Annotated in this window: 12 protein-coding genes and 1 pseudogene; 10 read left to right on the top strand and 3 right to left on the bottom strand. The window is 67.3% G+C overall.

Features of this window, described 5'->3' with window-relative positions; translation table 11 throughout:
- Window positions 1-740 precede the first annotated feature (740 nt).
- The 4 genes from ACTWQJ_RS30295 to ACTWQJ_RS30280 all read left to right on the top strand — a co-directional run bounded on the left by ACTWQJ_RS30295 (window position 741) and on the right by ACTWQJ_RS30280 (window position 3,410).
- On the top strand, window positions 741-1,004 hold the full coding sequence (locus ACTWQJ_RS30295; RefSeq protein ID WP_443309712.1) for a hypothetical protein: 264 nt from the start codon (window positions 741-743) through the stop codon (window positions 1,002-1,004).
- Window positions 1,001-2,554, top strand: coding sequence for a helix-turn-helix domain-containing protein (locus ACTWQJ_RS30290; RefSeq protein ID WP_443309711.1), 1,554 nt, complete (start codon window positions 1,001-1,003; stop codon window positions 2,552-2,554). The genes ACTWQJ_RS30295 and ACTWQJ_RS30290 overlap by 4 nt, the downstream gene beginning before the upstream one ends.
- A complete protein-coding gene (locus tag ACTWQJ_RS30285; protein WP_443309710.1) occupies window positions 2,551-2,673 on the top strand; it encodes a hypothetical protein in 123 nt (40 codons plus the stop codon). The genes ACTWQJ_RS30290 and ACTWQJ_RS30285 overlap by 4 nt, the downstream gene beginning before the upstream one ends.
- 164 nt (window positions 2,674-2,837) lie before the next feature.
- Window positions 2,838-3,410 carry a transcriptional regulator gene (locus ACTWQJ_RS30280; protein ID WP_443309709.1) on the top strand — a complete coding sequence of 191 codons (573 nt, stop codon included), beginning with the start codon at window positions 2,838-2,840 and terminating at the stop codon, window positions 3,408-3,410.
- 75 nt (window positions 3,411-3,485) lie between these two features.
- Here ACTWQJ_RS30280 and ACTWQJ_RS30275 read toward each other — a convergent pair whose 3' ends face one another.
- The gene (locus ACTWQJ_RS30275) at window positions 3,486-3,803 is read right to left on the bottom strand and encodes a hypothetical protein (protein WP_443309708.1); all 318 of its coding nucleotides are present in this window, start codon (window positions 3,801-3,803) and stop codon (window positions 3,486-3,488) included.
- A 404-nt stretch (window positions 3,804-4,207) separates the two neighbouring features.
- Here ACTWQJ_RS30275 and ACTWQJ_RS30270 point away from each other — a divergent pair, with 404 nt between their 5' ends.
- Both ACTWQJ_RS30270 and ACTWQJ_RS30265 read left to right on the top strand, forming a co-directional pair.
- Window positions 4,208-4,951, top strand: a complete 744-nt coding sequence (locus ACTWQJ_RS30270; RefSeq protein ID WP_443309707.1) for an SOS response-associated peptidase — start codon at window positions 4,208-4,210, stop codon at window positions 4,949-4,951.
- A gap of 120 nt (window positions 4,952-5,071) precedes the next feature.
- A complete protein-coding gene (locus ACTWQJ_RS30265; RefSeq protein ID WP_443309706.1) occupies window positions 5,072-6,049 on the top strand; it encodes an endonuclease/exonuclease/phosphatase family protein in 978 nt (325 codons plus the stop codon).
- Between the two features lie 1,337 nt (window positions 6,050-7,386).
- On the opposite strand, the gene ACTWQJ_RS30260 is transcribed toward ACTWQJ_RS30265, so the two are convergent.
- Entirely contained in the window at window positions 7,387-8,349 is a 963-nt protein-coding gene (locus ACTWQJ_RS30260) for an AraC-like ligand-binding domain-containing protein (protein WP_443309713.1), read from the bottom strand.
- A gap of 322 nt (window positions 8,350-8,671) precedes the next feature.
- Here ACTWQJ_RS30260 and ACTWQJ_RS30255 point away from each other — a divergent pair, with 322 nt between their 5' ends.
- Window positions 8,672-9,571 (top strand): hypothetical protein, encoded by a 900-nt coding sequence (locus tag ACTWQJ_RS30255; protein WP_443309705.1) that lies wholly within the window; start codon window positions 8,672-8,674, stop codon window positions 9,569-9,571.
- 71 nt (window positions 9,572-9,642) lie between these two features.
- A complete protein-coding gene (locus ACTWQJ_RS30250; RefSeq protein WP_443309704.1) occupies window positions 9,643-10,101 on the top strand; it encodes a hypothetical protein in 459 nt (152 codons plus the stop codon).
- A gap of 331 nt (window positions 10,102-10,432) precedes the next feature.
- On the opposite strand, the pseudogene ACTWQJ_RS30245 reads toward ACTWQJ_RS30250, so the two are convergent.
- Window positions 10,433-10,552, bottom strand: a pseudogene (locus ACTWQJ_RS30245) (helicase associated domain-containing protein); the annotation flags it as partial.
- A gap of 219 nt (window positions 10,553-10,771) precedes the next feature.
- Here ACTWQJ_RS30245 and ACTWQJ_RS30240 point away from each other — a divergent pair.
- Window positions 10,772-11,242, top strand: coding sequence for a hypothetical protein (locus tag ACTWQJ_RS30240; protein ID WP_443309703.1), 471 nt, complete (start codon window positions 10,772-10,774; stop codon window positions 11,240-11,242).
- A gap of 49 nt (window positions 11,243-11,291) precedes the next feature.
- The gene (locus ACTWQJ_RS30235; protein ID WP_443309702.1) at window positions 11,292-13,793 is read left to right on the top strand and encodes a Helicase associated domain protein; all 2,502 of its coding nucleotides are present in this window, start codon (window positions 11,292-11,294) and stop codon (window positions 13,791-13,793) included.
- The last annotated feature ends 326 nt before the right edge of the window (window positions 13,794-14,119 follow it).

Below are 14,119 nucleotides of genomic sequence, written 5' to 3'. Positions count from 1 at the left end.
TCACGCCCCACCCGTGAGATAGCTCACGCGTCGGGGCCCTGTTGTGTGAGCTGACCAGGCTGTGTGATGCCTCACAGCGATCATGGAAACGAGAAACGGGCCCCTGCGGTGACTTCCGTCACCTGCAGAGACCCGTTTCGTCGGTTTCTCGGTGTGGGCCGGAGGCTCGACCAAGACACGGTCCTTGGCCGGGTCCCAGGCGGTGCAGTGCGTGGTGATCCGGCTGTCCGCGTCGTAACGGACGGTGATCTGCCACGTCGGCCACGAGGGGCGCGGCCCGCGGTCGATGGCGAGGACCTCGTACGTCGATCCCTGGTAGCCGTGGTCGTATCGGCCACCCACCTTCCGGGGGCCGATCTGCCGGTTCAGCCAATTCTCCTCGGCCAGTTCCGGGTTGTCGTCGGAGCTGACGGTTCCCCCGCACCGGGTACAGGCGTCTCCCGCCGTGACGGTGCCGCAGTGAGCACACTCCCACGCAGGGCGCTCGCATCCGTGACAGGAGTCGTAGTCGCTGGGGTTCTCGGCGCCGCAGGCACACAGCCATAAGGCCCCGAAGTGACGGGCGCTGGCGAGGTCGTTCTCAAGCTGGGTCACTGGTGTCGTTCTCCTTGGGCGTGGTGGGGAGTGCCGACCGGGGCACCGGCGGTGGCCCTGGTCCCAGCACAGTAGGTCTTGACGGTCAAGAAAATCAAGACCATCAATAAATTGACTACGGTCTGGGAATCAGCGACGATCAGGGTATGGCGAACACCGAGGACGAGCGTGAACTTGCCGACGCTGTGCAGGGACTGCACGACGCAGAAGAACGGCTCGCCCAGGCCCTGCGCACCTACCTCGCCCCCGATCCGCTGACCGGCCGCCCTCCCCACGGACGGATCGGTCGCGCCATGACACTCACCGGCTGGGGCGAGCAGCGGGTGAAAGAGACCGTCAACCCCGGCCTGGCCGAGCGCCGCCGCGCTCAGCGGGCCGCGGCCAAGCAGAACGGCAGGGAGAGGACATGAGCGAGTTCGCGGCGATCGACGCGCTGCTCGAAGCCGTGCCGGAGCCGACGGCGCTGCCCCCAGCGGAGCGGCGCCGGCAACTGCGCGAGGAACTCGGTCTGCCGCGCGCACAGGTGGCCCGCGCCCTGGGAGTGAGCCCCTCCACCCTTGGCGGCTGGGAGTCGGGCCGCGATCCCAGCGGTGAACTCCGCGCGAAGTACGCCTACTTCCTTGAGCAAGCGGAGGCGAAGGCGAAGGTCCGCGCTCGCGTCCCCGAGCCCCAGGACACGGGTGCCGATGAACCTCCCGCCGTCGCATCCGATGACCTTGGTGCCGAAGACGCCGACGAGGACCAGGAGCTCGCCGTAGCGCAGCCGTGTTACCTGTGCGGGCAGCCTGCTCGCCACCAGGTGGCCGGCTACCCGCAGCACTTGGACCCCGCCGAGTGCGCTTCGGCCGTTGCGCGGAACTCCTCCACGCATGCCGAGCCCCCCGTGGCGTCGCCGTCACCCCCGACGCCGGTCACGTCGCATCCCGGCCGTCGTACACAGCGCCCGACACGCGCGCCTGGTCAGAAGGTCGTCCCGGTGGGCAGGCGAGCCAAGGCCGCCTCTGAGATGCCCGACCTGATCGGCGCCGCGGTGGCGGCCGCGTTCGCGAAGCACGAAGGCGACGTCGAGGCGGCGACCGCAGCCCTGATCAAGCGAGCGATCCCGGATGCGATGGCGCTGTTGGACGAGACCCGCAAGGGCGGCCGCTACGACATCGTGGCCCACCCCGGGATGCCCGACGTCCTGCGCAAGCAGAGCGCTCGCGGCGCCGACCAGATCTGGGAGGCCCGTCCCAAGTGGACCCGCCCCGAGCTTCCTTCCGGCACGCATGAGGTGACCGCCCTCGACGTCAACGGCGCCTACCTGAGCGCGCTCAAGACGTGGCTGCCGCTCGGCCAGCTGGAGCACTCCACCGGCAACCACCACGATCGCCGCCGTGCCGGCGTCCACCTGATCACCCCGCCGGTGTGGGAGCACGAGGCGGTGCTGCCCAACCCGATCGGCAACCGTGACGAACCCGGCCCGCTGTGGGTGACCGAGCCCACTCTGCGCCTGCTGCTGCGGCTGTCCGGCCCGAAGTTCGGCCTGTGTGACCCGCCGGAGATCCATGAGTCGTGGACTTCCGGGGCCACGGAGAGCCTCCTGGAGAAGTTCCGCATTGTGCTGAAGGACGCCCGGGACAAGGCGATCGGCGAGGGGGATGAGGTGACGGAGGAGTATGTCAAGGCGATGTACTCGAAGTTCGTCTCGACCCTGGGGGAGTCGAACTTCAACCGGGAGATCTACCGGCAGGACTGGATGCACCTCATTCGCTCGCAGGCCTTCGCCAATCTGTGGTGGAAGGCGCATCGGGCGTACGACGAGGGTCTGATGGTTGTGCGCGCGATGGGTACCGACGAGCTGCACGTGATCGGGGACTGGAAGAGCGTTTTCCCTGAGGGGCGCGGCGTCACTGAGGTGAAGGTTAAGGATGTGTACCGGATCGGTGCAGAGTCCGATCCCGCCGAGGAGTCGGAGTGATCCTTGCGTGCGTCAGGATGACGGTCGGGAACAAGGCGACGAGCAGGAAGGGCGGGTACGTGCTCGGCCACGAACTGCTCATCACGGCGGCCATTGGTGCCGGTGTCCTGCCCGGGTAGCCGCGAAGCGTCAGCAAATACGGGGCTCCGCTGGCGGATTCAGCGTGGTTCCGCCGCATTCGTCATGGGGCAGGTGTCTTGAACTCGCCACAGACAAGCGATAATTGAGATATTCTGGTGCATATCGAGCTAAATAGACGGCAGGCCTAGGAGGGCAAAACCGGATGCCGGAAAGGAACCTTGAATTCGGGAAGTATGGTGCCCGCGGCATCAAAGGCCACCATGCCGTCGCCCGGCAGCTTGACCGCCTCGCCGGCTACATCGCCACCCCCATCACGGCCCGGCGTGGCCTGCTTGCTCGCCTGCACTACCTCACCCGTACCAAGCACGCACGCCAGGCCGCCCGCGATGCCGGCCTGACCGTCGCCGACCGCACCCTGAAGGCGTGGCTGGAGGGCAAGCAGAATCCTTCAAAGAAGAACTTGGAGCGTATTGAGGAGGCCTACCGGACGGTCCGCCGCCACAACGTATCCCGCTACCTCCTCAACCGCCTCAACCGAGAAGGCCGCGGCACACGGGTTGAGATCCACCCCCTAAACCAGTCCCAAGTGCCCCGCCCTCGCCAGCGCGTTGTCGACTACCGCACGCTGAACATCCGCCACTGGGACGACGTCGTCCAGGCCTGGGCCGATGACGACGACCAGGCGCTGGACGACGCATGGGTCGAACAGATCATCGACCTCGGCAGCCAGTGGGGCCAGTACGAGTACGTGACCAACGTGGGGTTCGCCGCCTGAGAGACTTCTCTCCCTGCGCAGCCGCCCGTGTCGCTGAGCCGGGACACGTTAGTTGTCACCTGGCCAAGATGCTTGTCACCACGGCCCGCTTCGGGGTGTCTTGTTTCGGTCGATGGTGTCGGAGAGTTGGGCGATGAGTGGGTGCAGGAGCGTTTTGAGCTGCCGGTAGTGGGGGTGGTGGTCGGATTCCCCGAAGAGGCGGCAGATGTTGCGGCGCTGGATGGTCCACTCTCTGCGGCGTACGGGGTCTTCGGAGACGTGGACGGGGCAGGGCGCGTGTTCGTGTTGCCCCTGGGTGACCTGGGTCCAGATGTAGACGGTGACTGTGGCGCCTGGATCTGTACTGGACCACGCCCCAGCCACGACGGGCCCGCAAGGATCACGATCCGACATGCCGCTACTGCATCCACGGCCCGGACTGCTGCAGCTGCCCGCCCCCGCCGCGCGGCGTCGGACCGCTGACCACCTGCCAGGACTGCTCGCTGTACATCACCAGCGAGGAGATCCGGTGGCAGATCGCAGCCGAGCGGCACTTCGAGTCCTTGTACTGACCGAGAGATTTCCAGCGACTGCTCCCACCCCGGCCCTCGGAGGGGCGGGGGCGCTGCCACTCACCCGGCCGGGGCACCGAGCGAGCACGCGTCAGCGCTGGGCCCTAGCGTCGTAGTGCCTTGCTCCTGACAGGACAGCAGGGCCCGGGCGGCCCCGCAACCGCGCCCTGGAAAAGGGGCCGCCCATCCGCTCGACACAACAACCAACACAGACGCGGGCAGCACAGATGGTGGGAGAGTGGCTGTATGTGCGGCCGCTACGCATCCACCCGCGCCCCTCAGGACCTCGTCCAGCTCTTCCAGATCACCGACTGGCGCGCCGAGGAGGCGCTCGCACCGAACTGGAACGTCGCCCCGACCAATGACGTTTGGGCCGTCCTCGAGCGCACCCCGCGCGACGAGGACGATGCCGCACAGGCGGAGCGGGAACTGCGACGGCTGCGCTGGGGCCTGGTACCGCCGTGGGCGAAGGACGTGAAAATCGGCGCGCGGATGATCAACGCGCGGGTGGAGACCGTGCACGAGAAGCCCGCCTACCGCCGCGCGTTCGTCAAGCGCCGCTGCCTGCTGCCGGCCGACGGCTTCTACGAGTGGCAGCAGGCCAAGGACCCCGCCACGGGCAAGGCCCGCAAGCAGCCGTACTTCATCCACCCCGAGGACGATCAGGTGATGGCGCTCGCCGGGCTGTACGAGTACTGGCGCAACCCGGAGGTCAAGCAGGACGACGACCCGGCCGCCTGGCTGATGACCTGCACCATCATCACCACCGAGGCCACTGACGCCGCCGGACGTGTGCACCCTCGCATGCCACTCGCCCTCACCCCCGACCACTACGACACCTGGCTCGACCCCCACCACCAAGACCCCGAGCAGCTGCGCGCACTGCTCGACCAGCCCGCAGGCGGCCACCTGGACGCCAGGCCCGTCTCCACGGCCGTCAACAACGTCCGCAACAACGGCCCTCAGCTTCTCGAAGAGGTCGCTCCGTAGCGCTCAGGCGGCCGATGCGACTCCGAACACCATCATCTATGTGTCACTGCAATGGCTCTTGTTCCGCGCATCGTGAGCCTGCACGCTCCAGGTGCCCGTTCCCACGCCGAGGAGGATCGAGTGCCGCCGGAAGCCGACATCCTGACCCCGCCCCAAACCGTCGCCACCCGCATCGACGGCTGGAACGCGGTACTCGATCAGTCCGTGCCGACGAAGTCGGAGGGGACCAACCTGCTGGTCGCTACATGGAACCTGCGAGCCTTCGGAGACCTGACCAAGGCCTGGACGACGGCAGAGGGCCTCTCGCCGAAGCGGAACTTCGCCGACGTGCACTTCATCGCCGCGGTGATCCGTCGCTTCGACGTCGTCGCCGTGCAGGAGGTGCGTGGCAACCTGCGGGCCCTGCGCTACCTGTTGAAGGTACTCGGTGAGGACTGGGCGTTCATCCTCACCGATGTGACCCTCGGCAAGGCGGGCAACAACGAGCGTCTGGCCTTTCTGTTCGACACCCGCCGCGTCAAACCGTCCGGCCTGGCCTGCGAGCTGGTGGTGCCGCTCGAACAGGACGCAGGAGTGAGCGCAGCCTCGCTGGACCGGCAGTTCGCTCGCACCCCGTACGCGGTCAGCTTCCTCTCCTCGGGGCAAACGTTCACCCTGGTCACCCTGCACGTCAACTACGGCAAGAAAGCCGCGGAGCGGGTGCCGGAGCTGAAGGCGATCGCGAAATGGCTGGCTGGCTGGGCGGAGCGGGAGTTCGGCTGGGACCACAATCTCATCGCACTCGGAGACTTCAACATCGACCGGGTTAGCGACCCGCTGTTCGAGGCCTTTACCTCCACCGGGCTGACGCCTGCGCCTCAGCTGGCCGGGTTGCCGCGCACGATCTTCGACCAACCCGGCGCCGAGCACTTCTACGACCAGATCGCCTGGTTCACCAAGGGGCAGCAGCGCCGCCCAGTCCTGACACTTGACGCAGTCACCGGCGGCCAGGTCGACTTCGTCGACGCTCTCAAGGGCAGGCACACCCTCACCGACCTGTCCTGGCACATCTCCGACCACTACCCCCTGTGGATGGAGTTCGCGATCCCGGAGGACTGAACCCGCGCCGCCACAGCGCCCGTTTCGCCTTCCGGCTCGGTAGGTCAGCTGGACCTGGTCGGGTCGGTCCCAGGCCTCCTCACCGGGCTCCCAGACCATCCCGGCCTCCGGGTGCGATGTGTCGGCTCTGTGTCAGTGTGGACGTGTCAGTCATGGTTGAGCGGGAGAGCTGTGTGCTTGCTGGTCGTCGGCTCAGGGCCGGGGCGTGTCACTGACACGGCGGTGGTGCTTCGCGGCCCTCAGCTGTCATGGGGCGGGGCACCCCCAGCTGGCTCACTGCCACGAAGACGGCACTTCGCACGTCGACCAGGAGCACGAGGTTGCGGCGAGGGTTGCGCCTATCTGTTGCGCTGGAGGTTGCGCCAAGGGCTGCGCTAGGTGTTGCGTGGCCGGCAGGACCGTCCTCGTGTCCGCGCAGGTCACCACGCCGTTTTGCCGTGGTCGGGGCGCTGACATCCCCGTTGCGGCTGCTCTGCCCATGTCCCTTGACTGGAGTGAAGGAGGAAGGGACGGGCGGGATGGGCGGCCCGGCCGCGGCCGGGGATCGGGGCGGTCTCAGCCGGTTGCGCGTCGTCGGGGCCGCCGCGCTGCGCCGTCCGTCAGCGCGGTGACGAGCGCGCTGCGCGCAGGGAGTGCGGGGTTGGTCGTGCGGTCGGAAGGACGCCGGCCACGATCAGGCGGGGAATTTCCGTCGTGCTCCGGGCGTGCCTGATGATCCAGATGCTGTCATCAATGTCGCGGTATCCGGCGGAGTGGTCACTGGCGTCGCCGACGAGGAGCAGGGCGAAGGGCGGCCCGGTAGCGGTGTAGTTGGCGGCCTGGGCGAGGTAGTCCCGTTCGACAGTCTCATGGGTCTTCCACCGCGTGGTGCGCCATTTGATTTCGGCGACGAAGCGGCTCGCAGGATCGGGCGTATAGATGACATCTGCACGCCCGCCTGCGACAGCTCGATCGGCTCGAGCAGCTCGCCCAGCAACTCACCAAGGGCTACAGCCCTACGGGCAACGCCCGCGTGGACGCCTACCTGGAGACCCTCCTGTGCGATGTCACAGGCGGCACGCCCAAAGGGGAGCACCGTCCCGGCGCCGCGATGTGTCCTCAGGGTCGTGCAGGACGTCGTGGGTGCTGCTCATGAGAGATCCGCCTGCGGCTGGTCAGCGCAGGTGAGGCCCACAAGTGTTGGGCAAGCAGCCCGGTATGAGAACCAGCGAGGATTCTCCCGAGGGGGCTGACACAAGGGCCGCCGCGGTTCCGTGCGCCGTCGCCGGCAGCAGGAGCCGGTAGCCATCGAGAGCCCACGCACCCACGGCAGTGCGACACTCGCCAAAGGCAGGGCTTCAACGGTGCGAGGGCGTGCGGTGGTGCAGGTCGCGCCAGACCCGTGGTGACATGCCGTATGCCTGCTTGAAGGCCTTGCTGAAGTGGGTGGCGTCCATGAAGCCCCAACGGCGGCCGATGCCCGCGATGGTGTGCACCCGACCGTAGGGCCCGGCCAGTTCCTGCCTGCACTCGGCCAGGCGGCGGCTGCGGATCCAGTCCCCGAGGCTGATGCCCAACCGCGACAACACGTTATAGAGGTGGCGGACCGAGATGCCGTGCGCTGCCGCGATGCGTGGGGCCGACAGGCCCGGGTCAGCCAGGTGGGCGCGAACGTACTGGGTGATGCGCAGGCCGAGCAACTCATCCGATGCCGCTCCGGCAGGGGCTGCGTCTCCCAACTGGGAGGTCACTACGGCCCGGAGCAGTTCCACTGAGGGTCCCACGACCGACTCGGCGTACGTCCCGGCACGCAACTCCTCGCTGGCGGCCAGCTGGGAGAAGTACGTGAACGCCAGGCGGGCGGTGGGGTTGCCCGGGCCGAGGGTGACGGCGGCGGCCTCGCGCAGCATGCGTTCCGGCAGAGCGAGCGCCTCGCGCGGGATGCGCAGGGAGAGATAGCCGAAGCTCTGCTCGAAGCGCAGGGTGTACGGCGCGGTCGATTCGAAGACCACGAGACTTCCTGGCCCGACGAGGCACTGGCGGCCATGCTGCCCGACCAGGTTGGTGCCCGTCACCTGAAGACCGAGGAAGACCGCTGGCTCATGGTCCTCACGGGCCAGGCGCTGTGTACGGCGCAGGCTGACCGGGGTCCCCTGGGCGGAGCACACCTTCATGGGACCCACCGTGCCGAGCGCCATACGGGCTGCAATGTCATCCTGGGACGTGTGGTGATCGATGTCGACCCGGGAGAAGGACTTCCACAGGGCGCGTCGGATGGTGTCCGCACGCTCCGGGGGCGCCACGACCGAGGCATTGAGCATCCCGGCCCGGTCGATCCCGGGCACCGCCCGGACCGAACCCGACGAGACGACGGCTCGGTGACGCGTTCCTTCCACAGGCTGTCTCCCTCACCCGTCTGCCGCTCTTGGCCGGAGATCAGGATGCGGCCCTCAGCCCTCACCACACAAGCACCAGGCGGTGAGGGACCGACTGCACAACCGACCAACTTCCGTGCACGCACAGCAAAGTTGAGCTCCTGGCCCCTTCTACTCTCCTGTGGAGAAGCGCGGCAAGTTCGCAAAGAACGCTGCTGAGGCAATCCGAGAGGAACGAGGGCGCGGAGTGCGGAGGAAGAGAAGGATCTTGCTTTCGGCCGCCCTTCTGGCCTGCCTGACGGCCGGTTGCAGCTCCGACACGCGAAGCACGGCCGATACCGGTCGACAACACCAGGAACGAGCCGTCTCCACCCATGGCCCCCCGGTAAGGGACCTCACCCTCATGGAAGAAGTGGAGATAGACCGCGCGGAGCAGGACCTCGTCACCCAGTGCATGCGGCGCGAGGGCTTCCGCTACTGGCCCCTGCCAGTGCTGAGCGTGCCGGCACGCAAAGTCGGCGCCTACGTCGTGGACGACGTCGCCTGGGCCCGCCAGTACGGCTACGGTCGGACTTTCGACACCGCAGCCCAGAAGGCCAACCGCGACCATCCCAACATCACCTACGTCAGGGCGCTTCCCAAGAAGGAACGCGTCAGATACTCCAGGGCACTCGACGGGACCTTCACCGACACCATCACCATCGAACTGCCGTCCGGCGGTTCGGTCCGCACCCCGCGCGGCGGCTGCTACGCCCAGGTCAGGGAGCAGCTCTACGGGGATCATGCAACCTGGTTCCGCGCCAAGAAGACCGTGACCTCGCTGACGCCTCTGTACGTTCCGCGCATCCTCCAGGACGAACGTCTGACCAGCACCGTGGCGGCGTGGTCTCGTTGCATGAAGGCAGCGGGCCGGCCTTTTCAGAGCCCCGACGCCATCCGTCGCGAAAGAGAAAGCCTGATTCGCGGGATGACCGAGTCGCAGGCCCTGCAATCCGAATCCGCCCTGGCCGTGACGGAGGCCGAGTGCGCCCAACAGACATCCCTCGGAAAGACCGCGCGTGCCCTGGAGGCGGAATACCGAGACAAGGTGGCACGCGACTACACCGAGGAATTCACCGCGTACCGGCAGATGAGGCTGTCCGCCCTTGCCCGGGCACGGAACCTCTGAAGCACACTCACAACCCTCCCCAAAACCCGACCAAATGGTCGCGGAAAGAATCAATCTACAAGGAGTCCCTCATGCGCAAGCTCCCCGCCGTCCTGACCGTCATGGCCATGGCCGCCCTAGGAACTGCTCTCCCGGTCTCTACCGCGCACGCGGCCTCGGCCTGCGACAGCGCGTGGGATGGTGGTGCGACGCCCACCTACATGTACGCCTATGACGGCACCAACTGCACCGGATTCCTAGGAAAGGACGACGGCTGGGACTCCAACTGGGGTGACGGCATTGGGGATTATCAGGCTTCAGCCACCAACAAGGCCTCATCGATCCTCAACAAGGGTACGACGCTCGAAGTTCAGTTCTTCAACGGGACCGGCACGGGGTGGACCGGAGGCTACATCTGCCTGTCCCGCAACGAGGGGTTCGCCTCCAACCTTGCCGACGACGAGTTTTCCAGTGGTGCCACGGTGAACAACGCCATCAGCTCGCACCGCTGGGTTGTCTACACCGCCTGCGGCAACAACTGGGCCGAATAGCGCCGACGATCACACCCGCACGGCACGTGGGGGCGCCGGCCTCGCGCCCCCACGTACGCAGGCTTTCAGCCGTGCGAGAGCCCTCCTTCGCGCCGGGCTGTGGGACCTGACGGCTGCTCTAGGAGTCCGTCCGAAGGAGCAAGATCTCCCGCCACGAGGACGCAGGACCTTCACGGCCCAGTTGTTTCCCGCCGCCTTCGGTCGCCCGGGACGGGGTGCCGCCCGAGGAGCTTCAGACTGCCCCGGACCGGTTGGCGTGCGCAGCCCGCCGCGCCTCGGCAGCCACCGGCCTGACGACTAGAGTCTGACTCAGCGCCCGAGGCGCCGCTGTCTACACCCACTCCACGCCCAGCTCCCGCAGCGCCTCCAGTTGCTCCTGGGTGAGCCTGTCCCGTCTCGCACGCGTGTTCGATACCCACACACCCAGTTTCACGACCACCGGCTCCGCCTGCGCATGTCATGCAACGAAGCTGGACGTGCGGTCGAAGAAGGGGTGCGGTGGCCTCGGCGAGGTGCCGCAGGGCGGGGGAGCGGGCGGCGTCTTCCTTACTAGAAGATCTACCGCTGCACGGCGTGTTCGTTGTTCTGCGGCCGCCGTGTACAGAGGGCGCGCGACGATGGGCTGAAAGACCAGATATCGAACCTGCCGGAGGCGGCCGTGGAGAGAATCGTGATCGGCGCTGACCATGTACACGATGCGGCCACGGTCCGCCGTCGGCAGCGGCAGTTCGTCCCGCCGTCCGAGTTGCATCCGGATCTCGTGACCAGGGCCGACACTGTCCTGTTGGACCAGTTGTTCTACGCGACGGTGGACGAATGCCACGAGTGCCGCTCCGCGTTTCTCGACCGCGTCGCCGACGACGTGTGGTCGACACGCAAACTGGTCGACTGGGCATGCTTCATCACTTCGGAGACGTACTGCGGGCTTCCCGCGGAGCTCGTGGATGAAGAAGCGTCGGCGGATACTGTTTTCCGTCCCTCGGCCACCTTCCGCCGACTCGCTGCGGAGTACCACAACTCAGGACCGACCAACGCCATCTACGACACGTGCACAGCCGCGGAGCGCCGGGAAGCGGCGGACACCGCCGTCGCCCTGGTCGACGGACTCCAGGTGTGGGGAGCGGACTTCCTCTACCAGTGACCTCCCCTCTGCCCCGCGACGTTCAGCCGATTCTCCCAAGGACCACCTGATGGCCACCAACCCCAGCCTCGCTGTTCCGGACAGCCACCCGCCTCTGGCCGACGCCTTCGCGCCCGTCCGCCGTACGCTGCGCTCCGATCAGCAGGCGGCGGTGGACAGCGGGGTACGCGGCCTCAGGAAACCCGGGAGCCGCGGGCACATGGTCTCCGCGTGCGGTACGGGTAAGACGCTGATCGCGCTGCGGACGGCCGAGGCTCTTGATGTCCGGTTTCTGCTGGTGGTGGTGCCGTCCCGGGATTTGATCGGCCAGTGGGCCCGGGCCGCCCGTGCGGATGGCCGCCGTGAGCCGTTGATGGCCGTGTCCTCACTCGAGGCACACAAGCATCCCGTGCTGGCCGAGGCAGGCGCGAGTAGTACGGGGTCGGGGGAGTACCTGGCGTACTGGCTGGCTCAGCGTGCCAAGAAGAACGAGCCGGCGACCGTGTTCGTGACCCTCGACTCGCTTCGGCGGATCGAGGAGATCCAGCATTCTATCTTCCCGGCTCCGGTCTTCGATCTCGCGATCGTGGATGAGGCGCACCGCACCGCGGGCAGTTGGGACAAGGAATGGACGGTGATCCATGACTCCTCCCGGATCCGTACGGATCGCCGTCTGTATCTGACGGCCACGCCGTATGAGTGGGAGGCGCCGCGCCTGGCTGAGGCCCCGGATGCCCGCCCGCGCCCGAAGCGGACCGCGTCGACCGCACCGGCGTGGGAGTCCCCGTCCCTGATCGCCTCGATGGACGATCCGAAGGTGTTCGGTCCCCGCCTGCACACCTACACCCACGCCCAGGCGATCGAGGACGGCGTCCTGGCCGACTACCAGCTCCTGGTCCCCACCATCACCGACACCGACCTGCGCACGGTCCTCACCGACCCCGACGGCGCGCACACCGGCTTCGCCCCAACCGCGCGCCGGACGACCGCTCTGCACCTGGCCGTCCTCAAAGCGATGACCGAGCACGACCTCAAGCATGTGATCGTCTACTTCCAGCAGGTCGCCGACGCCGCGGACTTCGCCCGCCAGTTCGACCACACCCTGCGCACCCTCCCACCCGAGCAGCGCCCGCCCTGGGCGAGCAGCCTGTCCGTCTCGTCGATCAACGGCAACCACACACCTGATCAGCGCGCGAAACTCCTCGACCGCTTCGCGAAGGCCGACCGCGCTGTGATCACCAACGCCCAGGTCCTGTCCGAGGGGATCGACCTGCCGGCCGTCGACGCGATCGTCTTCGCCTCACGCACCGAGAGCGTGCGCCGGATCGTCCAGGCCCTGGGCCGCGCCCTGCGTAAACCCCCCACCGTCGACGTGAAGACCGCGAGCCTGGTCATCCCCGCCTACACCCCACCCGACGCAGACCCCACCGACCTCCTCGACACCCCCTACGAAGCCCTCTGGCTGATCACCGCAGCACTGCGCCACCACGACCAGACCATCGCCGCCCGCGCCCCACGCAAGACCACCGCGCACCGCTTGGACGACACCACCCACCGCCTGATCACCCGCCGGTTCCGCTTCGACTTCACCCTCGACCCCCAGGCAATCGCCCACGCGATGGACCTGCTGGCCTGGCCCTCGGTCGGCGCGGTGCTGTCCGCGCCCCGCCGCGCGGGCCTGGCCGCCGCCACCCGTTACCACGCCGAACACGGCCACCTGAAGGTCCCGGTCGACTACACCGACGCCTACGGCTACCGCCTGGGCGCCTTCATCGCCGGCCAGCGCACCGCCCACCGCCGAGGCACCCTGACTGCCGACTGGATTGCTGAACTCGACGCACTCGGCATGATCTGGGACGAGCACGAAGCCGCCTTCGAGGGCAACATGACCCTCATCGAGGCCTTCCACGCCGAACACGGCCACCTCGCCATCCCTGCCCAGGATCCCGGCGGCCAGTTCCTCGTCGACCAACGCGGCCTCGCCCGCAAAGGCCAACTCCCAAAGCCCCGCCACACGCGTCTGACCGCCCTGGACCCCGACTGGCTCCTCCCGCACGGACCCGACTGGCACCGCAAATACCACCTCCTGGCCCGCTACCTCCAGACCGGACACGACCCCGCAACTCTGCGCCGCGACACCGTGATTGACGGCGTGAAAGCCGGCACCTGGCTGCACCGCCAACTCACTACCTGGAGCACGCTCGACGACGGCCAACGCCACCTCCTGGCCCGCCTCGGCCTCACCCCCCACCACATCACCCTGACCACAACGAAGACCACCACCCCCGCCGCATCCAGCACCCCCAGAACCAGGAAACGCCGCTCCTTCGAACAGACAGCCACCCTGCTGCGCGCCTTCGTAGAACGACACGGCCGACCTCCTGGCGCCCGGGAGGGGATCGACGTTGACGGAGAGCGCGTGATGATCGGCCCCTGGCTCTGCAAGACCCGCACCGCCCAGAAGAACGGCAAACTCTCCGAGAACAGAAGCCAGTTGATCCAGAGCATCCTCCGCGAAGCCGACGTCGTTCCTCCAGAAGAGGAGCGCCCCGGATTCTCAGAGATCCCGTAAATTTTCTGCCTCGAAACTCCACTAAGGAAGCACCCAGGAAGTGCTACTGTGGAGACTCCAGCGGGGGAGACACTCAGGTTCGGAGGGGGCGTCCATCGGACGCAGAGCACGACCCGTATCCCGCGTGATTTCCCGCAAACCCAAGCAGTCCTGACACCTCCTCACCGCTGCAGCAAGCCATAGGAGTTCGCGGAGCGAACTCCGCTGAGAGACCGCGGAGCGGGATCTCAACCGGCCACGAAGTGGCCGGCCTACGTCACGGAGTGACGTAGTGTCAGCGATGCGGAGCATCGCTGATGTATCCGTCGCGTAGCGACGGATACATC

This window comes from Streptomyces sp. KR55, assembly GCF_052245645.1.
Classification (GTDB): Bacteria; Actinomycetota; Actinomycetes; order Streptomycetales; family Streptomycetaceae; genus Streptomyces; species Streptomyces flavusporus.
This window is presented reverse-complemented; position numbering and strand designations above follow the sequence as displayed.